This is a genomic window from Luteipulveratus flavus (genome assembly GCF_029439465.1).
Classification (GTDB): Bacteria; Actinomycetota; Actinomycetes; order Actinomycetales; family Dermatophilaceae; genus Luteipulveratus; species Luteipulveratus flavus.
In genome coordinates, this window is sequence record NZ_JAROAV010000010.1 from 54,688 (window position 1) to 76,365 (window position 21,678).

At 72.7% G+C, this 21,678-nt stretch carries 22 protein-coding genes; 17 read left to right on the forward strand and 5 right to left on the reverse strand.

Going from position 1 to position 21,678, the window contains the following annotated elements:
- Complete coding sequence (locus P4R38_RS03355; RefSeq protein WP_277191048.1) at positions 1–723, reverse strand: transporter substrate-binding domain-containing protein; 723 nt, start codon at positions 721–723, stop codon at positions 1–3.
- Between the two features lie 10 nt (positions 724–733).
- Complete coding sequence (locus P4R38_RS03360) at positions 734–1,291, reverse strand: GNAT family N-acetyltransferase (protein WP_277191049.1); 558 nt, start codon at positions 1,289–1,291, stop codon at positions 734–736.
- Between the two features lie 86 nt (positions 1,292–1,377).
- Between P4R38_RS03360 and P4R38_RS03365 the strand changes: the two genes are divergently transcribed.
- The 3 genes from P4R38_RS03365 to P4R38_RS03375 are packed head-to-tail and all read left to right on the forward strand — an operon-like array spanning position 1,378 to position 2,276.
- A complete protein-coding gene (locus P4R38_RS03365; protein WP_277191050.1) occupies positions 1,378–1,803 on the forward strand; it encodes a bifunctional DNA primase/polymerase in 426 nt (141 codons plus the stop codon).
- Positions 1,800–1,964: a hypothetical protein gene (locus P4R38_RS03370; protein WP_277191051.1), complete on the forward strand. Its 165-nt coding sequence runs from the start codon at positions 1,800–1,802 to the stop codon at positions 1,962–1,964. The genes P4R38_RS03365 and P4R38_RS03370 overlap by 4 nt, the downstream gene beginning before the upstream one ends.
- A 39-nt stretch (positions 1,965–2,003) precedes the next feature.
- Positions 2,004–2,276 carry an acylphosphatase gene (locus P4R38_RS03375; protein ID WP_277191052.1) on the forward strand — a complete coding sequence of 91 codons (273 nt, stop codon included), beginning with the start codon at positions 2,004–2,006 and terminating at the stop codon, positions 2,274–2,276.
- Positions 2,277–2,325: 49 nt separating this feature from the next.
- Here the strand turns inward: P4R38_RS03375 and P4R38_RS03380 are convergent, their stop codons facing one another.
- Together P4R38_RS03380 and P4R38_RS03385 are read right to left on the reverse strand one after the other, a co-directional pair.
- Positions 2,326–3,261 (reverse strand): aminoglycoside phosphotransferase family protein, encoded by a 936-nt coding sequence (locus P4R38_RS03380; protein ID WP_277191053.1) that lies wholly within the window; start codon positions 3,259–3,261, stop codon positions 2,326–2,328.
- Positions 3,258–4,112, reverse strand: coding sequence for a hypothetical protein (locus P4R38_RS03385; protein WP_277191054.1), 855 nt, complete (start codon positions 4,110–4,112; stop codon positions 3,258–3,260). The genes P4R38_RS03380 and P4R38_RS03385 overlap by 4 nt, the downstream gene beginning before the upstream one ends.
- 184 nt (positions 4,113–4,296) lie before the next feature.
- Between P4R38_RS03385 and P4R38_RS03390 the strand changes: the two genes are divergently transcribed.
- From P4R38_RS03390 to egtD, 14 genes are all read left to right on the forward strand, one after another.
- The gene (locus tag P4R38_RS03390) at positions 4,297–5,979 is read left to right on the forward strand and encodes a nitrite/sulfite reductase (protein ID WP_277191055.1); all 1,683 of its coding nucleotides are present in this window, start codon (positions 4,297–4,299) and stop codon (positions 5,977–5,979) included.
- Positions 5,976–6,665, forward strand: a complete 690-nt coding sequence (locus P4R38_RS03395; protein WP_277191056.1) for a phosphoadenylyl-sulfate reductase — start codon at positions 5,976–5,978, stop codon at positions 6,663–6,665. Before P4R38_RS03390 ends, P4R38_RS03395 begins: the two co-directional genes overlap by 4 nt.
- Positions 6,662–7,213, forward strand: a complete 552-nt coding sequence (cysC, locus tag P4R38_RS03400; protein ID WP_277191057.1) for an adenylyl-sulfate kinase — start codon at positions 6,662–6,664, stop codon at positions 7,211–7,213. Before P4R38_RS03395 ends, cysC begins: the two co-directional genes overlap by 4 nt.
- Positions 7,210–8,136, forward strand: a complete 927-nt coding sequence (gene cysD / locus P4R38_RS03405) for a sulfate adenylyltransferase subunit CysD (RefSeq protein WP_277191058.1) — start codon at positions 7,210–7,212, stop codon at positions 8,134–8,136. The genes cysC and cysD overlap by 4 nt, the downstream gene beginning before the upstream one ends.
- 2 nt (positions 8,137–8,138) lie before the next feature.
- Positions 8,139–9,452, forward strand: a complete 1,314-nt coding sequence (locus P4R38_RS03410) for a sulfate adenylyltransferase subunit 1 (protein WP_277191059.1) — start codon at positions 8,139–8,141, stop codon at positions 9,450–9,452.
- 104 nt (positions 9,453–9,556) lie between these two features.
- Positions 9,557–10,111, forward strand: a complete 555-nt coding sequence (gene rimP, locus P4R38_RS03415; RefSeq protein WP_275240514.1) for a ribosome maturation factor RimP — start codon at positions 9,557–9,559, stop codon at positions 10,109–10,111.
- A complete protein-coding gene (gene nusA, locus P4R38_RS03420; protein ID WP_277191060.1) occupies positions 10,111–11,163 on the forward strand; it encodes a transcription termination factor NusA in 1,053 nt (350 codons plus the stop codon). Before rimP ends, nusA begins: the two co-directional genes overlap by 1 nt.
- Positions 11,164–11,170: 7 nt before the next feature.
- Positions 11,171–11,485 (forward strand): YlxR family protein, encoded by a 315-nt coding sequence (locus P4R38_RS03425; RefSeq protein ID WP_277191061.1) that lies wholly within the window; start codon positions 11,171–11,173, stop codon positions 11,483–11,485.
- A gap of 178 nt (positions 11,486–11,663) precedes the next feature.
- The gene (gene infB / locus P4R38_RS03430; protein ID WP_277191062.1) at positions 11,664–14,618 is read left to right on the forward strand and encodes a translation initiation factor IF-2; all 2,955 of its coding nucleotides are present in this window, start codon (positions 11,664–11,666) and stop codon (positions 14,616–14,618) included.
- Between the two features lie 209 nt (positions 14,619–14,827).
- The gene (locus tag P4R38_RS03435) at positions 14,828–15,898 is read left to right on the forward strand and encodes an aminotransferase class V-fold PLP-dependent enzyme (protein WP_277191063.1); all 1,071 of its coding nucleotides are present in this window, start codon (positions 14,828–14,830) and stop codon (positions 15,896–15,898) included.
- A gap of 184 nt (positions 15,899–16,082) precedes the next feature.
- Positions 16,083–17,330, forward strand: coding sequence for an ergothioneine biosynthesis glutamate--cysteine ligase EgtA (gene egtA, locus P4R38_RS03440; RefSeq protein ID WP_277191064.1), 1,248 nt, complete (start codon positions 16,083–16,085; stop codon positions 17,328–17,330).
- Positions 17,327–18,598, forward strand: a complete 1,272-nt coding sequence (gene egtB / locus P4R38_RS03445) for an ergothioneine biosynthesis protein EgtB (protein ID WP_277191065.1) — start codon at positions 17,327–17,329, stop codon at positions 18,596–18,598. Before egtA ends, egtB begins: the two co-directional genes overlap by 4 nt.
- Position 18,599: 1 nt before the next feature.
- Positions 18,600–19,292, forward strand: coding sequence for an ergothioneine biosynthesis protein EgtC (gene egtC, locus P4R38_RS03450; RefSeq protein WP_277191066.1), 693 nt, complete (start codon positions 18,600–18,602; stop codon positions 19,290–19,292).
- Positions 19,293–20,267, forward strand: a complete 975-nt coding sequence (gene egtD, locus P4R38_RS03455) for an L-histidine N(alpha)-methyltransferase (RefSeq protein WP_277191067.1) — start codon at positions 19,293–19,295, stop codon at positions 20,265–20,267.
- 13 nt (positions 20,268–20,280) lie between these two features.
- Here egtD and P4R38_RS03460 read toward each other — a convergent pair whose 3' ends face one another.
- Positions 20,281–21,642, reverse strand: coding sequence for a DHA2 family efflux MFS transporter permease subunit (locus P4R38_RS03460; RefSeq protein WP_277191068.1), 1,362 nt, complete (start codon positions 21,640–21,642; stop codon positions 20,281–20,283).
- Positions 21,643–21,678 lie beyond the last annotated feature (36 nt).

Below are 21,678 nucleotides of genomic sequence, written 5' to 3' on the forward strand. Positions count from 1 at the left end.
TCACGCGGGCGGCGCGACCGTGGTGTCGGCCTGCCCGGCGCGGTCCAGCGACTCGCGGACGAAGCCACTCGCCTTGAGCTCCTCGACCACCTGCTGGAGGTACGCGACGGTCTCCGGGGTGCGGTTCTTCGTCGTCGCCACAGCCTGCCGGATCTGCATGAACGCCTCGTCGACGACCCGGACGCCGGGGTGCGCGTCCGCCCAGGCCGTCACCGGCTGACGGATCCCGGCGCCGGCCTCCAGACGCTGCTCGTCGAACACCTCCACCCCTTCGCCTCCGCGGACGAGCTCGGCGTGCTGGAGCGTGCGGGTGAGGTAGAGGTCGTACGCCGAGCCCTCCTTCACCCCGATCCGCACTCCGGCGCGGTCGACGTCCGCCACCGACCGGAGCGACGACTCGTCCGGCACCACGAAGACGCCCTCGATCAGGACGTACGCAGCGGTGAAGGCGACCTGCTCCGCGCGGGCCGGCTCGACGGCGAGGAACCCGAGGTCCGCGGCACCGGTCGTGAGCGCCTCGAAGGACTTGCGCGCGGCGTCGAAGCAGACCAGCTCGAGGGGGACCTCCAGCCGGCGGGCGATCTCACGGGCGAGGTCGACCGTGATGCCGCTCGGGTCCTGCGACGTGCCCTGGGCCAGGACGGCGTTGCCGAGGTTGATGCTGGCGCGCAGCGACCCCGTCGGGGCGAGGTCGTGGACGATGTCGGCGGGTACGTCGGTCATGCGGGCCACCCTACGAAGCGCGCCACCGGTCGACGGGCAGGCGGTAGAGCACGTGCCGCGACAGCCGGTGTCCCGGCTCGATGCGCGGGTGGTCGAAGTCGTCGGAAGCACTGTGGCACATGCCGATCCGGCGCATGACCGCCTGCGACCGGTCGTTCGTCACTGCGGTGAAGGACACGATCTCCTCCAGGTCGAGGACGCCGAACCCGTACCCCAGCGCGGCGCGGGCGGCCTCCGTCGCGTAGCCGTACCCCCACGCCTCGCGGGCCAGCCGCCACCCGATCTCGACCGCCGGGGTGAAGTGCGTGGTGAACGAGGGGACGGACAGTCCGGTGAAGCCCACGAACCGGCCGCTGCTCGCGACCTCGACCGCCCAGAGCCCCCACCCCTCGGCGGCGATGCGGTCGTGGATGCGGCCGGCGAGAGCGTCGCTCTCGGTCCGGCTCATGGGAGCGGGGAAGTGCTGCATGACCTCCGGGTCGGCGTTCAGCGCGGCGAAGGGGCGCAGGTCGTCGTCGGTCCAGTCACGCAGCACCAGTCGGTCGGTCTCGATCCGGATCGCGGCCACGACGCCAGCGTAGGTGTGCCGCCAGGTCGCGCGTCCCCTGTGGATATCTCCGGGGACGGATGTCTGCCACCGAGCATGCTCTGCGCATGGGAACTCCGTTGAGCAACAGCGTGATCAGCAGCAACGACGACCTTCTCCGGGTGTGGCGGAAGCTGATGGGTGACGGCGGCTTCGGGAAGCGCAGTCTGTGGTTGATCTTCCTCGACGACGAAGGTCGCCCGGCGCCGCTGGTCGTGCCGATCGACGACATACCGCCTGAGCCGGATCCGGAGGACATCCGCCGGATCGCCGACCTCGTGCGCCGGGTCCAGGACGAGCTCGGCGTGCGGTCCGTGCCGATGCTGATCTCACGGCCGGGTCCGTCGAGGATGACCGACTCCGACCGCCGGTGGGCGGTCGGACTCACCGGCGCGTTCGCCGACCAGCAGGCACCGTGGCCGATCCACCTGGCGACCGCCGACGACGTACAGGTGTTCACGCCCGACGACCTGATCGCCCAGGGAGCAGCGTGACGCGGGGAGGTGTGGTGGTGCGAGCCGGCGGACATCGGGCGCCGCCCGGTTCGGTCGAGAGCGTCCCGGTCGCGCTGCTGGTCCAGCGACTCGGTCGTCTCAGTGACGACCGGATGCGCGAGATGTGCGCGGCACTCGCCGTCGCGACCGCCTGCGGCTGATCCTGTCGCGGTCGGGTCGATGAGGGCAGCATGGGGTGCATGAGCCGCAAGGTGGTCGACGTCCAGGTCTCGGGTCGGGTTCAAGGGGTGTTCTTCCGCGCACGCTGCGCGGACGAGGCGCGCGAGCGGGGAGTGACCGGCTGGGTCCGCAACGAGGCTGACGGATCCGTCGCGGGCCACTTCGAGGGCGAGGCGGAGGCGGTCGACGCGCTGGTCGAGTGGTGCCGCGACGGGTCACCGCGGGCCGACGTCACCGACGTACGAGTAACGGACGGGACGGACGAGCACGCCGAGGGCTTCCGGGCGTCGTGACGCGTCGTGGTGGCCAGGACGTGAGCCATGACTCACGTCTCGACCACCGTCAGTCCTGCATCGCCTTGCAGATCGTGACCATGTGGGAGACGAAGTCGGCGGCGTCGTCCTGATCTGCCGCCCAGACCGCGTTCAGAGCGCATCGGGCGAAGGTCCAGTCGAGGGCAACGCGCCCGTCGAGATCGCCTGCCTCACACGCGATCTCGACCCGTCGCCGAAGGTGCCATCGAGTGGAGCCGGCGTCCATGGCCTCCTCGGCGCGGTTCCACACCAGCGGTGCGACCGCGAACTCGGGTACGCCGGCGACCGGCTTCGGATCGATCGCGAGCCACGGACGACGCTGTGCGGCCAGCACGTTCGCGTCGTGCAGGTCGGCGTGCACCAGCCGGTCGTCGACGCCCACCGAGGAACCGAGCTCGGTGAAGATCGACGCGGCGCGGTCCGCGATCCGGCGCGGCAGCGCGTCCGGGCGTGAGCGGACCTTCTCGGCCCACCGCACGGACTCCTCGGACAGCCGGACGAGCTGGGGAAGCGCGGGGCGGTCCAGGTGCCGCAGCAGGGCACCGATGGTGGCGCAGGACTCGTCGACGTCCACCCCGCCGAGGTCGTGGGCGGCGTCCAGCGGCTCGAGCAGCATGGCCCACCGGGATGGGTCAGCGGCGATGAGCCGCACGGCGCCGTCGCCGTCCCAGGCGCGCAGCGCGAGGTGCTCGTGCTCGGCCTCGGGGTGCGGCCAGGTGACTTTGAGCATCACTGGCTCGTCGCCGTACGAGCACGGGACGACGACGCCGGCGACACCGTGCAGGACCGATCCGGTGGCCCACAGGTCCCAGTGCTCGGCGCACTCGGCGACCAGCCGCGGCAGGTCGCGCAGCCAGTCCGCACCCTCGACGCCACCCTCGGGCTCGTGGCCGGACACGGTCCTGGCGAACGCCGGGGGCACGAACCGCGCGAAGTCGTGCAGGTCCGGGGTCTCGACCGTCATCCGCTCAGCCCGGGGAACGGTGTCGGTGGCACACCCCAGCTCCACGCCCGGGCGACGGCGCCCGACCACAGGTCGAGCAGGCCGGTCAGCGGGGCGGCCTCGCCGCGGACCTGGATCACCTGAGCGGCGGTCGCGGTGACGACCGGGGCGAGCAGACCGGCCACGACCTGCCGGCGCGCCTGCGGCGTGCTCGCGGTGGGCGGCAGCGGGTACGACAACGGGGGAGGCGGCGCCGCCGTACCCGCAGCGGCCTCCAGGCGGGACCGGTCGGCGTACAGGCCCTTCAGCAGAGAGCGCATGGCCTTGCGCTCGGCGTTCGCGCGGACTCCCGCGGCGACCACCTCGACGCCGTAGACCGCCGGGCGGACCGCGGCCAGCAGCGCCACGCAGACGGCAGCCGGTGGCATCGTGACGTTCGGCCACGTCGGGCTGTGACCGGCGAGAGTGGCGGCCGCGCCGCGCGTGGCCGCCACCGCCGCGAGCATCGGCAGGTGGGCAGCGGTGGTGCGGGCGAGGTCGGCGGGAGCCGCGCCGGTGGCGAACGTCATCTCGGCCCCCGCGAGGTCACCGACGGCTCCGCCGTCCGCCCTCGTGCTGGACGGGCTGCTGCTCGGTCGGACGCCGAGGCCGGCGACCACGTCGGAGATCCGGTCCTCCTGCGCCCGGTGGACGGCAGCGAGCCGCGGCCCCCAGCCGGCGCTCGCCGCAGCGACCCGCTCGAGCCGGCGGACATCGCCCAGGGTGGCGAGGAGGGCGGCGGAGTCCGGTGGTGGTGCGGCGGTCCGCAGCCCCGGGATGCCGGGCGCATCCCGCTCCAGCCGCACGCCGCAACCTGCGAGCGTGATCGTCAACGCGCCTCCGGCGACGGCCGAGACGAGGCTCCGACGACTGACACCTCTGCTCTGCTGCGGCACGCACGGGATCATGTCACGCGCCCTGCGGTCCGCCGCATGAGACAGGCACCGGCATCATTTGACGTTATGTCCGGAGAAATGTCAGGTTATCGCTGACGTCCATCGACCCGAGGAGCACTTCGTGACCACTGTCGCACCGCGCACCGGCTCGTCGGGACGCGCCCGTGACCGGAGCGAGGGTCAGTGGGCGCTGGGCCAGCGCGAACCCCTCAACCACAACGAGGTCTTCAAGGCCGAGGACGACGCCCTGAACGTGCGCCGTCGGGTCGAGGAGGTCTACGCCAAGGAGGGGTTCGCCTCGATCCCCGGCGACGACCTGCGCGGGCGGATGCGCTGGTGGGGCCTCTACACCCAGCGCCGCCCCGGCATCGACGGCGGCCGGACGGCCAGCCTGGAGCCGGAGGAGCTCGAGGACGAGTACTTCATGATGCGGGTCCGCAGCGACGGCGGTGCGCTCACGACCGAGCAGCTGCGCGTGGTGGCCGGCATCTCGACCGAGTTCGCACGCGACACGGCCGACATCTCCGACCGGCAGAACATCCAGTACCACTGGATCCGCATCGAGGACGTCCCGGAGATCTGGCGGCGGCTGGAGTCGGTCGGCCTGTCCACCACGGAGGCCTGCGGCGACTGCCCGCGGGTCGTGCTCGGCTCCCCGGTGGCCGGGGTCAGCACCGAGGAGCGCATCGACGGTACGGCGGCGATCGAGGAGATCAAGCGGCGCTACATCGGCGACCAGTCGATCTCCAACCTGCCCCGCAAGTTCAAGACCGCCATCTCCTGGCTGCCCGACACGGCGCCGGAGATCAACGACGTCACCTTCGTCGGCGTCGAGCACCCCGAGCACGGGCCCGGGTTCGACCTGCTGGTCGGCGGCGGCCTGTCCACCAACCCCCACCTCGCGGTGCGCCTCGGCACCTTCGTCCCGCTCGAGGAGGTGCCGGAGGTCTGGTACGGCGTGGTCTCGATCTTCCGCGACTACGGCTACCGCCGCCTGCGGCACCGCGCGCGCCTGAAGTTCCTGGTCAAGGACTGGGGTGCGGAGAAGTTCCGCGAGGTCCTGGAGACCGAGTACCTCCAGCGGCGCCTGCTGGACGGCCCGCCGGCGCCGGTGCCGTCGCGTCCGGTGGACCACGTGGGTGTGTTCGAGCAGCAGGACGGTCGCCGGTACGTCGGTCTCGCGCCGGTCGCCGGACGGGTGAGCGGCTCGACACTCACGGCCGTCGCGGACGCCGCCGAGGCCGCGGGCTCCCAGCGCGTCCGGCTCACGCCGTACCAGAAGCTCGTCGTCCTCGACGTGGAGCCGGACGGCGTCGAGGAGCTGGTCGGCACCCTCGCGCCGCTGGGTCTGGTCGCGCGGGCGTCGACCTGGCGCCGGTCGGTCATGGCGTGCACCGGCATCGAGTACTGCAAGCTGGCGATCGTCGAGACCAAGCAGCTGGCCCACGACCTGGTGGGCGACCTCGAGCAGCGTCTCTCCGACCTCGAGCTGGACCGCCCGATCTCGGTGCACATCAACGGCTGCCCGAACTCCTGCGCCCGCATCCAGGTGGCCGACATCGGGCTCAAGGGCCAGATCGTCACCGACGCCGACGGCAACCAGGTCGAGGGTTTCCAGGTGCACCTCGGCGGAGGCCTCGGCCTGGACGCCGGCTTCGGGCGCAAGCTGCGCTCGCACAAGGTCACGTCCGCGGAGCTCGGGGACTACGTCGTCCGGGTCGCCCGCAACTACCAGTCCCAGCACGAGGAGGGCGAGCGGTTCGCCGAGTGGGCGATGCGCGCCGACGAGGAGGCGCTGCGGTGACCGTCGCCACCGACCTGCGCACCCTCGCCGAGCGCGGGGCCGCCGAGCTGGAGGGCGCGTCCGCGCAGGACGTCCTGCGCTGGGCCGACCGGCACCTGGCCCGGTTCGCCGTGGCCGCCTCCATGCAGGACACCGTCCTGGTCCATCTCGCCTCACAGGTCGTGCCCGGCATCGACGTGCTCTTCCTCGACACCGGTTACCACTTCCCGCAGACGCTGCAGACTCGTGACGAGGTCGCCCGCCGGTACGACGTGACGGTGCGCGACCTCACCGCCCGGCAGACCGTGGCCGAGCAGGACGCGTCGTACGGCGCCCGTCTGCACGACCGCGACCCGGACCTGTGCTGCACGCTGCGCAAGACCCACCCGCTGGACGAGGCGGTCGACACCTACGACGGCTGGGCGACCGGTCTGCGTCGCGCCGAGTCGGCCACCCGCGCGCTCACCCCGGTCGTCACGTTCGACGAGCGCCGTGAACGGATCAAGCTGGCGCCTCTCGCGGCGTGGAGCGACGAGCAGGTCGCGGCCTACGTCGATGAGCACGACGTGATCATGAATCCGCTTCTGTCGCAGGGGTACCCGTCGATCGGGTGCGAGCCGTGCACCCGCCGGGTCCTCGCCGGTGAGGACGCCCGCGCCGGCCGCTGGTCGGGGACCGGCAAGACCGAGTGCGGGATCCACTCATGAGCGCGGGCGCGAGCGGCGTCACGGTCTGGCTGACCGGGTTGTCCGGTGCGGGCAAGACGACGGTGGCGGAGTCGCTGGCCGAGCAGCTGCGCTCGCAGGGCCGGCCGGTCGAGGTGCTCGACGGCGATGAGCTGCGGACGAATCTGTCTGCGGGACTCGGCTTCTCGCGTGAAGACCGCAGCACCCACGTCCGTCGGGTGGGCTTCGTCGCCGAGCTGCTGTCCAGGCACGGCGTCGTCTCGCTCGTGCCCGTCATCGCGCCGTACGCCGATGCGCGTGATGACGTCCGCCGCCACCACGACAAGCACGGCACGCCCTACCTCGAGGTGCACGTCGCGACGCCGCTCATCGAGTGCGCCCGCCGCGACGTCAAGGGCCTGTACGCCAGGGCTCGGGCCGGCGAGCTGACCGGACTCACCGGCGTCGACGACCCGTACGAGGAGCCGCAGGCGCCCGACCTGCGGCTCGACACGACCGGGCTGCCGCTGCACGAGGCGGTCGCGCGGGTCCGCACGCTGATCGCATCGACCACCGAGGAGGAGTCGTGACCACGACAGCCGAGCCGACGACCACGACCGGGCTGACCCCGGCGCTGGCCGACCTGGAGGCCGAGGCGATCGAGATCATCCGTGAGGTCGTCGCCGAGTTCGACCGTCCCGCACTGCTGTTCAGCGGAGGCAAGGACTCCGCCGTGCTGCTGCACCTCGCCCGGAAGGCGGTGTGGCCGGCGCCTCTCCCGATCACCCTGCTGCACGTCGACACCGGCCACAACCTTCCGGAGGTGCTGTCCTTCCGGGACCAGGTCGTGGCCGACGGCAACCTGCGGATCGAGGTGGCCCGGGTCGAGGAGTGGATCGCCGACGGACGGCTCACCGAGCGCCCCGACGGCACCCGGAACCCGCTGCAGACGGTCCCGCTGCTGGACACCATCGCGGCGCAGAGGTTCGACGCCCTGCTCGGCGGTGCGCGCCGGGACGAGGACCGCGCCAGGGCCAAGGAGCGGATCTTCTCGGTCCGAGACGCGTTCGGCGGCTGGGACCCCCGGCGTCAGCGGCCCGAGCTGTGGAACGTCTACAACGGACGCCACGCGCCGGGGGAGCACACCCGGGTCTTCCCGATCTCGAACTGGACCGAGCTGGACGTCTGGGCCTACATCGAGGCCGAGGACGTCCCGCTGCCGGACATCTACTACGCGCACGAGCGCGACGTCTTCCTGCGCGACGGCATGCTCCTGACGCCCGGCCCGTGGGGCGGACCGCGGGACGGGGAGGCGCTGGAGCGCCGCACGGTCCGCTACCGCACCGTCGGGGACGGCTCGTGCACCGGGGCGGTGGAGAGCGACGCCGCCGACGTGGCGGCGGTGATCGCCGAGATCACCGTCAGCCGACTGACCGAACGTGGCGCGACCCGGGCCGACGACCGGCTCTCCGAGGCCGCCATGGAGGACCGCAAGCGAGAGGGCTACTTCTAGAGATGACGGTGCTCACCGAACGTCCCGCACCCGCTCCGGACGACGACACCCCAGCGGCGGTCGGCCAGCTCCGGCTGGTCGTCGCCGGCTCGGTCGACGACGGCAAGTCCACCCTGGTCGGGCGCCTGCTGCACGACACCAAGTCGATCCTCGCCGACCAGTACGACGCGCTGGAGCACGTGAGCCGCAGCCGCGGCGCCGACGGCTTCGACCTCGCCCTGCTGACCGACGGCCTGCGCGCGGAGCGCGAGCAGGGCATCACCATCGACGTCGCCTACCGCTACTTCGCCACGCCACGACGCTCGTTCGTGCTGGCCGACACCCCGGGGCACGTGCAGTACACCCGCAACACGGTGACCGGCGCCTCCACCGCCGACGCCGCGGTCGTCCTGGTCGACGTCCGGAACGGGGTCTCGGTCCAGACGCGCCGGCACGCCGCCGTGATGGCCCTGCTGCGTGTGCCGCACGTGGTGTTCGCCGTGAACAAGATGGACGCCGTCGACTGGGACGAGGCGCGCTTCGCCGAGGTCGAGGCGGATGTCCGCCGGGTCGCCGAGCGCGTCGGGCTGGAGCACACGGAGGTGCTGCCCGTCTCGGCCCTCACCGGCGAGGGCGTCGCCGCACCCGCGCCGGGTCGAGCGGACCGGCCGACGCTGCTGTCGCTCCTGGAGCAGCTGCCCGCACGTCGCTCCCTGGTCGCCGAGGACCTCCGGTTCGCCGTCCAGCTGGTCATCCGGCCGCGCACCGAGGCCCACCCCGACTACCGCGGCCTCGCCGGTCGTGTCGGCTCGGGCACCGTGTCGGTCGGGGACGAGGTCGTGGCCCAGCCCAGCGGGCTGCGCTCCACCGTGGTCGCCGTCGACGGACCTCGCGGCCCGCAGCAGTCCGCGACCGCCGGGCAGTCGGTGACCCTGCGGCTCGCCGACGAGCTCGACGTGGCCCGCGGCGAGGTGCTCTCCCGTCCGGACTCGCCCGCCCCCGCCGTACGGTCGCTCGACGGCGTCGTGTGCTGGCTCGGCGACGCGCCGACGCGGCCGCGCCAGCGGGTGTTGATCAAGGCAGGGACGCGCGTGACGCGAGGCATGCTCGGCGACCTGGAGCAGCACTGGGACGTGGACGAGCAGCGCTGGCAGGACGGTGACGCCCCGCTGGAGCTCAACGACATCGGCCGGCTGTCCGTACAGCTCGCCGAGCCCGTCGCGGTGGACCCGTACGTCGAGCACCGGCACACCGGTGCCTTCCTGGTGATCGATCCTGACACCGGCGTGACGCTGGGTGCGGGCATGGCAGGCGGCCGGCTCGGGCAGCACTCCTGAGGTCTGCCGGGCCTGCGAGCGGTCGGGAGCGGCGTCGTTCTCGGTTAGAGTTCGGGTGCGAGCGAGAACCTTCGCTCGCGCACGACTCGAGAACAGGGCTGACCATGGGGACGACGGCACGGGCCGAACAGGTCGGGCAGGTCATCACCGAGGTGATGACGCCACGAGGCCTGGTCGTCGAGGACGTCACGGTCACCCCTGCCGGCAAGCGGCGCCTGGTGCGCGTCCTGATCGACACCGACGTGACCTCGCTCACCTCCGGTGACGACCTCGCCGGCGTCGTACCCCCGCTGAGCCTGGACGCCGTGGCCGACGCGACCCGCGCGGTCAGCGACGCCTTGGACGCCTCCGACGCGATGGGCGACCAGCCGTACGTCCTGGAGGTCAGCTCGCCCGGTACGGACCGTCCGCTGACCCAGCCGCGCCACTTCCGCCGCAACGTCGGTCGCCTGGTCGAGGTCGCGCCGGTCGAGGGTGAACCGGTGACCGGCCGCATCCTCGCCGCGAGCGAGACCGCGGTGACCCTTGAGGTCGACGGCGCGGAGCGCGTGATGCCCTACGAGGAGTGCGGCCGCGCCCGAGTCCAGGTGGAGTTCAACCGGGCCTCCGGGCCGGACGACGGGCCGCGCGGCGGCGATGGTGACGAGGAGGACAGCTGATGGACATCGACATGGCGGCGCTGCGGGCGCTGGAGCGTGAGCGCGAGATCCCGATGGATGTCATCGTGCCGGCGATCGAGCAGGCGCTGCTCACCGCGTACCACCGCGAGGACGGCAGCTACCGGCACGCGCGGGTCGAGCTGGACCGTCGGTCCGGCCACGTCGTCGTGTGGGCGCGCGAGGACGGCGAGCTCGACGACGAGGGCGTCCGCGCCGAGCCCGGCCCCGAGTTCGACGACACCCCCACCGGATTCGGCCGCGTCGCGGCCTCCACGGCGCGCCAGGTCATCGTCCAGCGGATGCGTGACCTGGAGGACGAGGCGATCCTCGGCGACTTCCGCGGTCGCGAGGGCGACGTCGTCGCCGGAGTGATCCAGCAGTCCAACGACCCCCGCCTGGTGAAGGTCGACTTCGGCACGGTCGAGGGCATCCTGCCGACCGCCGAGCAGGTGCCCGGTGAGCAGTACGTCCACGGGCAGCGACTGCGCTGCTACGTCGTCAGCGTGAAGCGCGGTCCGAAGGGCCCGCAGATCGGGCTCTCCCGGACCCACCCCAACCTCGTGCGCAAGCTGTTCGCGCTGGAGGTGCCGGAGATCGCGGACGGCTCGGTCCAGATCGCCGCCCTGGCGCGCGAGGCCGGCCACCGCAGCAAGATCGCCGTCACCACCAAGGTCCCCGGGCTGAACGCCAAGGGCGCCTGCATCGGACCGATGGGCAGCCGGGTGCGGGCCGTCATGACCGAGCTGCACGGCGAGAAGATCGACATCGTCGACTACTCCGACGACCCCGCCGAGTTCGTCGCCGCCGCGCTGTCGCCCTCGCGGGTGCAGTCGGTCGAGGTGACCGACCCCAAGGCTCGCGCCGCCCGGGTGATCGTCCCCGACTTCCAGCTGAGCCTGGCGATCGGCAAGGAGGGCCAGAACGCCCGCCTCGCGGCCAAGCTGACCGGGTGGCGGATCGACATCCGCCCGGACACCCAGCCGGCCGATGGTGCGGCGCGCTCCGAGGCGGTCGCGGCCCCCGTGGACGACGCCGACGAGCATTCGGGCTAGACTAGGTATGACCGGTCACCTGCGTACCGACCGGCAGTCACCTTCTCACGCCGGACGGCGTACGTGTGTGGGCTGCCGCAGGAGAGATGACCGATCCGCACTGCTGCGAGTGGTTGCTCGTGCGGCGCAGGAGCCCGACACCGCGACGGTGGCCGTGGTTCCCGACGTCGAAGAGCGCCGTCCGGGCCGAGGGGCCTGGATCCATCCCACGGCAGACTGCTTCGAGCAGGCTGTCCGTCGCCGCGCCTTCGGGCGAGCGTTGCGCGTGAGCGCGCCGCTCGATCTGAGCGCGGTGCGAGGAGAAGTCGGCTCGACGCAGTGAGGCTGCACAGCAAGGGCCCGGTGACCGTCACCGGGCAGACCGTAGGAAAGCGGGTTTGACGCTGATGAGCACCCGATGAGTACTCAGCAATGAGCACCCAGCACTGACGGTCTGTGCTGCCCGGCGAACCCGCCGGCGCCGGCCCGGACCGTCACGAAACCCCCCAACGAGGAGAAACGTGGCAAAGGTCCGGGTCCATGAGCTCGCCAAGGAGCTCGGAGTCGAGAGCAAGGAACTGCTCGCGTACCTGAAGGAGCAGGGCGAGTTCGTCAAGACGGCGAGCTCGACCATCGAGGCTCCGGTCGTACGCAAGATCAAGGAGAACCCCCCGCCGTCGTCGGCCAAGACCGGTGGGGACGACACGTCGGCGCCCAAGGCGCCGGCCCCCAAGCCGGGTGCGCACAAGCCCGGCCCGAAGCCCGCTGCCCGGACCGCTCCGGCCCCGGCAGCCCCCGCCGAGCCGGCCCGTCCGGCTCCGGCAGCACCGGCCGAGCCCGCTCGTCCGGAGCCCACCCGCTCCGCACCCGCGGCACCCGCCCCGGCTGCCTCCGCCCCGGCTGCGCCCGCAGCCGCGGCGTCCGCGCCCGCCCCGGCGAAGCCCGGTGGTCCGGCAGCGCCGAAGCCCGGTGCCGCCAAGAAGTCCGCCTCGGCGCCGACCCCCGGTCCGCGTCCGCAGGCTCCTGCTCCCGCCGAGCCGGCCCGCCCGGCCCCGGCGGCGCGCGACAACGGTCCGCGTCCGGGTGCACCCCGGCCGAAGACCTCGGGTCCGCGTCCGGGAGCCCCCGGTCCGCGTCCGGGCAACAACCCGTTCGCTCCCAGCCAGGGCATGCGACGAGAGGGCGGCGGCGGTTCCCCGCGTCCGGGCAACAACCCGTTCGCTCCCAGCCAGGGCATGCCGCGTCCGGCCGACCGCCGCGGTGGTGCTGCGGCGGGCCAGGGCGGTCCGCGTCCGGCTGCGCCGCGTCCGGGTCAGGCCGGCCAGGGTGGTCCCCGCCCCGCCGGTCCCCGTCCGGGCGGTGCCCGTCCGAACCCCGGCATGATGCCGGACCGCGCCGCGGTTCCCCGTCCCGGTGAGCGCCCCGCGCGTCCCGGTGGCGGTCGCGGTGGTCCCGGTGGTGGCGGCGGTGGCGGTTTCGCCGGCCGCGGCGGCTTCGGTGGCCGTCCCGGTGGCGGCGGCCGTGGCCCCGGTGGCCGTGGCGGCACCCAGGGTGCGTTCGGTCGCGGCGGCGGCAAGGTCCGCGGGCGCAAGTCCAAGCGGGCGAAGCGCCAGGAGTTCGAGCAGATGCAGGCGCCGACGATCGGCGGCGTCACCGTTCCCCGCGGTGACGGCAAGACGATCGTGCGCGTGCGTCGTGGCGCGTCCCTGACCGACTTCGCGGACAAGATCGACGCGAACCCCGCCAGCCTGGTGACGGTGCTGTTCCACCTCGGTGAGATGGCCACCGCGACCCAGTCGCTGGACGAGGACACCTTCCAGCTGCTCGGTGCCGAGCTGGGCTACGACGTCCGCGTCGTGTCCCCGGAGGACGAGGAGAAGGAGCTGTTCAGCTCCTTCAACATCGACCTCGAGGCCGAGCTGGAAGGCGAGGGCGACGAGGACCTGCAGCCGCGTCCGCCGGTCGTGACCGTCGTCGGTCACGTCGACCACGGTAAGACGCGACTGCTGGACGCGATCCGCAACGCCGACGTCGCCGAGGGCGAGACCGGTGGCATCACCCAGCACATCGGTGCCTACCAGGTCCACACCGACCACGAGGGCGTCGACCGTCCGATCACCTTCATCGACACCCCGGGTCACGAGGCGTTCACCGCCATGCGTGCCCGTGGTGCGAAGGTGACCGACATCGCGATCCTGGTCGTGGCGGCCGACGACGGTGTCATGCCGCAGACGATCGAGGCCCTCAACCACATGCAGGCGGCCGACGTGCCGATCGTGGTCGCGGTCAACAAGATCGACGTCGACGGTGCGAACCCGCAGAAGATCCGTCAGCAGCTGACCGAGTACAACCTCATCGCCGAGGAGTACGGCGGCGACACGATGTTCGTCGACGTCTCGGCCAAGCAGGGTCAGAACATCGAGTCGCTGCTGGAGGCGGTCCTGCTGACCGCGGACGCCGCGCTCGACCTGCGGGCGAACCCGGACAAGGCCGCCCGTGGCGTCGCGATCGAGGCCAACCTCGACCGTGGCCGCGGTGCGGTCGCCACCGTCCTGGTGCAGTCCGGCACGCTGCGCGTCGGTGACGGCATCGTCGCCGGTGTCGCGCACGGTCGCGTCCGCGCCATGCTCGACGAGCACGGCAACAACGTCTACGAGGCCGGTCCGTCGCGTCCGGTCCAGGTGATGGGTCTGGCGTCGGTGCCGCGGGCGGGTGACACGTTCATCGTGGCCCCGGACGACCGCACGGCTCGCCAGATCGCCGAGAAGCGCGAAGCGGCCGACCGGCAGGCGTCGCTGGCCAAGGCGCGCAAGCGGATCAGCCTGGAGGACCTCAACGACGCTCTGGCGGCGGGCAAGGTCGAGACGCTCAACCTGATCCTCAAGGGCGACGTCTCCGGTTCCGTCGAGGCGCTCGAGGACGCGTTGATGCAGATCGACGTGGGCGACGAGGTCGACCTGCGGATCATCGACCGTGGTGTCGGCGCGATCACGATGAACAACATCAACCTCGCTGTCGCCTCCGACGCGGTGATCATCGGCTTCAACGTCCGTGCCGAGGGCCAGAACGCCGAGTACGCCGACAAGGAGGGCGTGGAGATCCGCTACTACGGCGTGATCTACCAGGCCATCGAGGAGATCGAGTCGGCCCTGAAGGGAATGCTCAAGCCGGAGTTCGAGGAGCACGAGCTCGGTACGGCGGAGATCCGCGAGATCTTCCGCTCGTCCAAGTTCGGCAACATCGCCGGTTCGATCGTGCGCTCGGGCGAGATCAAGCGCGGTTCGAAGGCGCGGATCACCCGTAACGGTGTGGTCGTCGCCGAGAACATCGAGATCGCCGGTCTGCGTCGCTTCAAGGATGACGTCACCGAGGTCCGCGAGGGCTTCGAGTGCGGTATCAACCTCGGGTCGTTCAACGACCTGCAGGAGGGCGACCTGATCGCGACGTACGAGATGCGCGAGAAGCCCCGCGACTGACGAAGCACGGAGCGAAGGTTGGGCCCCGAGCTTGCGAGGGTCCCGGCCGGAGCGCAGTGCGAGGATGTCGCGACATGAGTTCAGCGACTGACGACTGACGACTGACGTCCGACGCAGCACATCTGCACCCCCGTACCGCTGGTACGGGGGTGCAGTGCGTTGTCGGCGGCTCTGCCTAGGGTGGTCCTCGTGACTCCGGGTGCTGCCGCATGACGACCGAGATGATCTACCTGCAGACCGCCGCATGCGGCCGTCCCTCTGCCGGGACGGTGGCCGCGATGGTCGACCACCTTCGGCTGGAGGTGGAGGTCGGCGGGTACGCCGCTCAGGCGGCGTCCGGGCCGGTGCTGCAGCAGGCGTACGAGGGCCTCGGCTCGCTGCTGGGCGCGGACGCGGACGGGGTGGTGATCGTGGCGGGCGCCACGGACGGTCTGCTGACCCTCCTGGGCTCCTGGGCGTTCCCCGAGGGGGCCACGGTCGGTGTCGTCCCCGCGGAGTGGGGTCCGAACCTCGACGCCTTCGCCCGGTTCGGGCTGCGTCCGGTCCTGCTCCCGGTCGACGACCGCGGCGTCCTGGACCTCGAGGCGTTCGAGCAGGCGTTGCACGCCGACCCGCCCGCCCTGGTGCACCTGACCCAGCTGGCCTCGCACCGCTGCGTGGCGCAGCCGGTCGCGGAGGCGGTCGGGCTGTGCCGTACGGCCGAGGTCCCGCTGTGGGCGGACGCGGCGCAGGCGCTCGGTCACCTCGACACCGCGACCGGCGCGGACGCGGTCTACGCACCCGCCCGCAAATGGCTCGCGGGCCCGCGCGGCGTCGGCGTCCTGGCGGTGAACCAGCGGGCGCGCGACCGGTTGAGCCCGTTGTGCCAGCGGCCGCTGCAGGACGAGTCGCCGATCGCCGCGATGCGGCACGGTGAGGTGCCGGTGGCGGCGCAGGTCGGGTTCGCCCACGCCGTGCGCGAGTATCTCGAGGCCGGTCCGGATGCTGTCCGGGCGTCGCTCGCGGCACTGGGGCAGCGCACCCGGGAGGCGGTCCGCGGCCTTCCCGGCTGGTCGCTCGCCGACCCGGCCGACGCGGTGGGTGCCGTGGTCGGTCTGCGGCCGACCGCCGGGCAGGACGTGGAGGCGGTCGTCAGCCGCCTGCGCGACGAGGACCGCATCCTCACGACGGCCTGCCTGCCGTGGCGGGCCGCGGAGATGGACGGCCCGCTCCTGCGCCTGGCGCCGGAGCCCGGCACCGACGAGGCCGCGCTGGCCTGTCTGACCCGCGGGTTAGGCTGAGGACAGCGCCGGTCCCACCGGCCGACGCACGACATCTCGGCACACCGAGTTTCGGCCCCGATGGGGTCGGGTACGAGGAACTGCACGACGAGGACGGTCGTCCTGGCCGCCCCCGCACCGACCCGCGGTCGTCTTCTGACGGCCGGTCCGGACCTGGAGGGGGCGGATGACCATGCCGCATCTCATGTCGACCGATGATCATCTGGCGCAGGACCCGCTGCACACCGGCGACCCCGTGGACGCCGCCCGCGCGTACCTCGTCGACACCGCTCTGACGGCCGGCTCCGTCGGCCGGGTCGGGCTGGAGCTCGAGCTGCACCTGGTCGACCACGGCCGGCCCGCGAGCCGTCCGAGCTGGTCGCAGGTGCAGCGCCTGGTCGCCGATCTTCCGCCGATGCCCTCGGGCAGCTCGGTGACGGTCGAGCCCGGTGGCCAGCTGGAGCTGTCGACCCCGCCGCTGGACGACGTGGTCGAGGCCGTGGCAGCGCTGTCGCTGGACCGGGCGGTGCTCGCGGCGTCGCTGCACGACGGGGGTTTCGGCTGCGCGCCGATCGGGTCCGACCCGGCCCGTCCGCCCCGCCGGGTGAATCCCGCGACGCGCTACCAGGCCATGGAGCGGCACTTCGCCGGAGTCGGGTGCGTGGACGCGGCGAGGGCCATGATGTCCTCCACCGCCGCCCTGCAGGTCAACCTGGACGCCGGTCCGGAGGCGGAGTGGGAGCAGCGGCTCGACCGCGTCCATCTGCTGGGCCCGGTGCTGATCGCCCTCTCGTCCACGTCTCCCTACCTGGGCGGCACGACGACCGGCTGGCACTCCATGCGGCAGGCCGCCTGGCAGGGCCTGGACCCCGCCCGGACCGACCGGTTCCCCGCGGCCGCGCCGGCGCAGGCGTGGGCGTCGTACGCGCTGGCCGCCCCGGTGATGGCGGTCCGGGACGGGGAGGTGGCCACGGAGGTCGCCGGGACGGTGGCGTTCGAGGACTGGCTGCAGGGGAGCGGTCCGGTGGGGCGGCCGCCGACCCTGAACGACCTCGACTTCCACCTGACCACGCTGTTCCCGCCGGTGCGACCGCGCGGCTACCTGGAGATCCGGTACATCGACGCCCTCCCGGACCGGTGGTGGCCCGCGGTGGCGGCTGTCGTGGCGACCCTGATGGACGACCCGGTGGCCGCCGACCAGGTCGTCGACGCCTGCGAGCCGGTCCGCGACGCCTGGGAGCTCGCGGCCCGTGAGGGCACGCGCGACCCCCTTCTGCTGCGGGCGGTCCGGCAGTGTCTCGACATCGCCGCGTCCCGGGCTCCGGCGGCTCTGCGTGGCGAGGTCGAGGAGCTCGCCGAGCTGTTCGCCTCGGGACGCAGCCCGAGCTCGGTGCTGCGCGGCCGCATCGAGGCGGTCGGCCCCGTTCGTGCCCTGGAGGAGGAGTCCCGATGATCGAGACCATTGCCCGCGGCCTGGAGGCCGCCCGCAGCCGGACGCATCGCCTGACCTCGTTCGAGGACGGGGTCCTGACGACGCAGCACAGCCGGCTGATGAGCCCGCTCGTCTGGGACCTCGCCCACATCGGCCAGCAGGAGGACCTGTGGCTGCTGCGCGGCGGCAACGCGGCGTGCCAGGGCCTGCTGTCCGCCAAGATCGAGGGGCTGTACGACGCCTTCGAGCATCCGCGCGCCGAGCGGCCCTCGCTGCCGCTGCTCACGCCCGTGGAGTCCCGGTCGTTCATCGCCGACGTCCGCGGCCGCGTCCTGGACCGGCTGGACCGCGCCGAGCCGGAGGCCCCGGACGGCCTGTTCCCCTTCGTCATGGTCGAGCAGCACGAGCAGCAGCACGTCGAGACGATGCTCGCCACGCATCAGCTGCGTGACGGTGAGTCCCTGCTCGGCCCCGGCGCACCGCTGCCCGCGGGCCGGGTGCTGCCGGCGGACTCCGTGCTGGTGCCCGGCGGCCCGTTCGTGCTGGGCGTCGACGGCGAGGACGAGCCCTGGTCCCTGGACAACGAGCGTCCGGCCCACCAGGTCGACCTTCCGGCGTTCCGGATCGCCCGCGTCCCCGTCACGAACGCGGAGTGGCAGCTGTTCCTGGACGCCGGCGGCTACGACGAGCCGCGCTGGTGGTCCGAGCGCGGGTGGGCGCACCGCGTCGAGGCCGGGCTGGAGCGTCCGCTGTTCTGGGCCGCCGACGGCTCGCGGCGGCGGTTCGGGCGGGTCGAGCCGGTCCCGCCGGACGAGCCCGTGCAGCACGTGTCCTACTGGGAGGCGCAGGCGTACGCCTCGTGGGCGGGCGCCCGGCTGCCCACGGAGCAGGAGTGGGAGAAGGCCTGCGCCTGGGACCCGGTGCTGGGCCGGCGTCGCCGCTGGCCGTGGGGCGACGAGGGCTGGACGCCCGAGCGCGCCAACCTCGGCGGCGAGGGTCTGCGGCCGGCGCCGGTGGGGGCCTACCCCGGCGGTGCGTCGGCGTACGGCGTGGAGCAGATGATCGGCGACGTGTGGGAGTGGACCTCCTCCGAGCTCACGCCCTGGCCCGGCTTCCGGCCGATGCTGTACGCCGACTACAGCGCGCCGTTCTTCGGCGGCGACTTCCGGGTGCTGCGCGGTGGCTCCTGGGCGGTCGGCGGCGCGGCCGTCCGGCCCTCGTTCCGCAATTGGGACCTGCCGGTACGCCGCCAGATCTTCACCGGCGTACGCCTGGCCTGGGACGCCTGAGGTGTGCCGTCATCAGGCCTGGCTGGGTCGGGACCGGTCGGTCGCCTCGCTCGTGCTCGAGCCCGAGTACGGCCTGCTCCGCCAGTCCTACCAGCCGCGCCGGCAGCAGCGCGGGCTGCTGAACGCCGACGGCTGGGGCGTCGGGCTGCACATGCCCGGCCGCCCGGAACCGGTCCGCTGGCGCTCGGCGCGGCCGCTGTGGACCGACGCGTCGTTCGCCTCGGTCGCGCCGGTCCTGTCGGCCGGGTGCGTGCTCGCCGCCGTCCGATCGGCGACCGTCGGGATGCCGCCGGACGAGACGGCCGCCGCGCCGTTCACCGACGGCCGCTGGCTGCTCTCCCACAACGGCCGTGTCGGTCGTGACGTCCTGCCCGCGCGGCACGACGCCGAGTCGGTCTGCGACTCGGCGGTCCTCGCCGCGCACGTGTTCGCGCAAGGCCCGGAGCGGGTGGCCGACACCGTCCGCGCGGTCGCGCGGCAAGCGCCCGACGCCACGCTCAACCTGCTGCTCACCGACGGCTCGCGGGTGCTCGGCGTCACCTGGGGCGACCCGCTCAGCTACCTCGTCGACGACGCCGGGATCGTCGTCGCCAGCGAGCCGTACGACGACGACCCGCGCTGGGTCGACGTGCCGGACCACCACCTGATCGAGGTGACCCCGGACGGGGTCGCCGTCACCGCTCTGGAGGACTGAATGCCCACGCTCGACGTCTCCGTCCACCTCGACCCGACCTCGCTGGCCGCGCAGATGGCCCAGGACGTCCGCGACGGGCTCACCCGCGTCCCGAAGGTGCTGCCACCCAAGTACTTCTACGACGCGCGCGGCAGCGAGCTGTTCGACGAGATCACCCGCCTGCCGGAGTACTACCCGACGCGCACCGAGCGGGCGATCCTCGTCGAGCACGTCGCGCAGATCGCGGCGGTGACCGAGGCGTCGACCCTGATCGAGCTCGGCAGCGGCACGTCGGAGAAGACCCGGCTGCTGCTGCAGGCGCTGCAGGCGGCGGGCACGCTGCGCCGGTTCGTCCCGTTCGACGTCGACCCGGCCGTGCTGGCAGAGGCGAGCGAGGCTGTCGGCGCGGAGTTCGACGGCCTGGTGGTCGAGCCGGTCGTCGGCGACTTCGAGAAGCATCTCGGCGAGCTGCCCCGGCAGGGGCGCCGGTTGCTCGCCTTCCTGGGCTCCACCGTCGGCAACCTCGACCGTGAGCAGCGCACCGCCTTCTTCGCTGACGTCCGCGCGACCCTGGGCGAGGGCGACGCGTTCCTGCTCGGCACCGACCTGGTGAAGGACCCCGCCCGGCTCGTCGCGGCGTACGACGACGCGCAGGGGGTGACGGCGCAGTTCAACCTCAACGTCCTGCACGTCATCAACCGCAGCCTCGGGGCCGACTTCGACCCGGACGCCTTCACCCACCGCGCGGTGTGGGACGCCGAGGAGGAGTGGATCGAGATGCGCCTGGAGTCGGCGCGCGACCAGGACGTCCGGGTCGCCGACCTGGACCTAGACGTGTCCTTCACCCGCGGTGAGCAGATGCGGACCGAGATCTCGGCGAAGTTCCGGCGTGCGGGCGTCGCGGCCGAGCTCGCCGCTGCCGGTCTGGAGCTCGTGCACTGGTGGACCGACCCGAACGACGACTTCGCCCTGTCCCTCAGCGTCCCGACGTCCTGAGGCCGCCCCGGCCTCAGGACGGCGCGCCCGGGCGGCCGGGGAGCCCTCGTGCGAGGACGCCCGCGACGAGGGCAGCCCCGGCCAGCACCGCGAACAGGACCCCGAACGGATCGGCGAGCCGGTTCAGCAGCAGCCCGAGCACGGTGACACCCAAGGATGCAGCCAGCTGGACGGTAATGAAGAGTGCCGTCGTCCCCTGCGCCGCGTCCTTGGGTGTCAGCGTGCGGTAGACGCTGGAGAACGTCGGCGAGGCGATCGCGCCGAAGGCGAGCCCGGTGAGAATCAGCAGCACCACGAGCGCGGGCAGCGCCCAGGCGTCGTGGACCCCGGCCACGGCAGCGACCAGGAGGGCCATGGTCGCTCCACCGCCACGAACCAGCGGCCGTGGACCGACGCGGTCACTGATGCGCGCCGCGACCGACATCGACACCATCAGACCGCTGCCGAGACCGGTCACCAGGACTCCTTGCGACAGTCCCTCCAGCCCGTATCGGCGCTCGGCCAGGACCGGCAGCCCGGTCAGCATCGCGTACATCATGAACCCGACCAGGCCCATGATCAGCAGCGCGCGGGCAAAGGCCGGCGCCGCGAGGAGCCGCAGGTCCAGCACCGGGGCGTCGGTACGTAGGGCGTGCCGCGCGTACGTCGCGAGCAGCACGGCCCCGACGACAGCGATCACCAGCGGCAGGGCGGCCCCGGCGCCGTCGCCCCAGCGGTTGACCGCGACGAGCACGAGAACGAACCCGGGGGAGAGGAGGAGCATCCCGCGGGCGTCGGCGCGCAGGCCCGCCCGCGCGGGCGGTGTACGAGGAAGGGACCGCACGGCCAGGCTCGCCACGACCACTCCCAGCGGCAGGTTGGCCAGGAAGATCCATCGCCACAGCCCGTTGCCCGCGAGGACCCCGCCGACGAGCGGACCGAGCACCGGGGCGATGTTGATGATCAGCGACATGAGTCCCATCACCCGTCCGACCACGGCGCGAGGCGCGGCGCCGGCGACGACGGCGAGCGACACCGGCTCCAGGAGCCCGCCGCCGAACCCCTGCAGCACGCGGAAGGCGACCAGGCTCTCGACCGACCACGCGAGGCCGCTGAGGACCGAACCGGTCACGAACACACCGAGGCCGGTGAGGAACACGCGTCGGCCGCCGAACCGGTCGGTGGCCCAGCCGACGAGGGGGAGAGCCAGGCCGGCGGCCATCAGGTAGCCGGTGGTCACCCACACGATGCTGGAGACGCCGGCGTCGAGGCTGTGCTGCAGGTCGCGCAGCGCGACGGCGACCGCCGTGCCGTCGAGCACGGCGATGAAGGCGGCCACGGCCATGGTGGCGACGAGGACGAGGGTGGCGCGGTCGAGTCGAGGCTCGGAGGGCACCGCGTCGGTTGGACGTGTCTTTACTGGCATTGCCCG

What these genes read in the sequence shown, in the direction of transcription:
- nusA (WP_277191060.1), top strand. Translation starts at nt 10,111, where the DNA reads ATGGACATCGACATGGCGGCGCTGCGGGCGCTGGAGCGTGAGCGCGAG.
- cysC (WP_277191057.1), top strand. Translation starts at nt 6,662, where the DNA reads ATGAGCGCGGGCGCGAGCGGCGTCACGGTCTGGCTGACCGGGTTGTCC.
- P4R38_RS03425 (WP_277191061.1), top strand. Translation starts at nt 11,171, where the DNA reads ATGACCGGTCACCTGCGTACCGACCGGCAGTCACCTTCTCACGCCGGA.
- egtA (WP_277191064.1), top strand. Translation starts at nt 16,083, where the DNA reads ATGTCGACCGATGATCATCTGGCGCAGGACCCGCTGCACACCGGCGAC.
- P4R38_RS03355 (WP_277191048.1), bottom strand. Translation starts at nt 723, where the DNA reads ATGACCGACGTACCCGCCGACATCGTCCACGACCTCGCCCCGACGGGG.
- P4R38_RS03435 (WP_277191063.1), top strand. Translation starts at nt 14,828, where the DNA reads ATGACGACCGAGATGATCTACCTGCAGACCGCCGCATGCGGCCGTCCC.
- P4R38_RS03380 (WP_277191053.1), bottom strand. Translation starts at nt 3,261, where the DNA reads ATGACGGTCGAGACCCCGGACCTGCACGACTTCGCGCGGTTCGTGCCC.
- P4R38_RS03410 (WP_277191059.1), top strand. Translation starts at nt 8,139, where the DNA reads ATGACGGTGCTCACCGAACGTCCCGCACCCGCTCCGGACGACGACACC.
- P4R38_RS03365 (WP_277191050.1), top strand. Translation starts at nt 1,378, where the DNA reads ATGGGAACTCCGTTGAGCAACAGCGTGATCAGCAGCAACGACGACCTT.
- rimP (WP_275240514.1), top strand. Translation starts at nt 9,557, where the DNA reads ATGGGGACGACGGCACGGGCCGAACAGGTCGGGCAGGTCATCACCGAG.
- egtB (WP_277191065.1), top strand. Translation starts at nt 17,327, where the DNA reads ATGATCGAGACCATTGCCCGCGGCCTGGAGGCCGCCCGCAGCCGGACG.
- egtD (WP_277191067.1), top strand. Translation starts at nt 19,293, where the DNA reads ATGCCCACGCTCGACGTCTCCGTCCACCTCGACCCGACCTCGCTGGCC.
- P4R38_RS03375 (WP_277191052.1), top strand. Translation starts at nt 2,004, where the DNA reads ATGAGCCGCAAGGTGGTCGACGTCCAGGTCTCGGGTCGGGTTCAAGGG.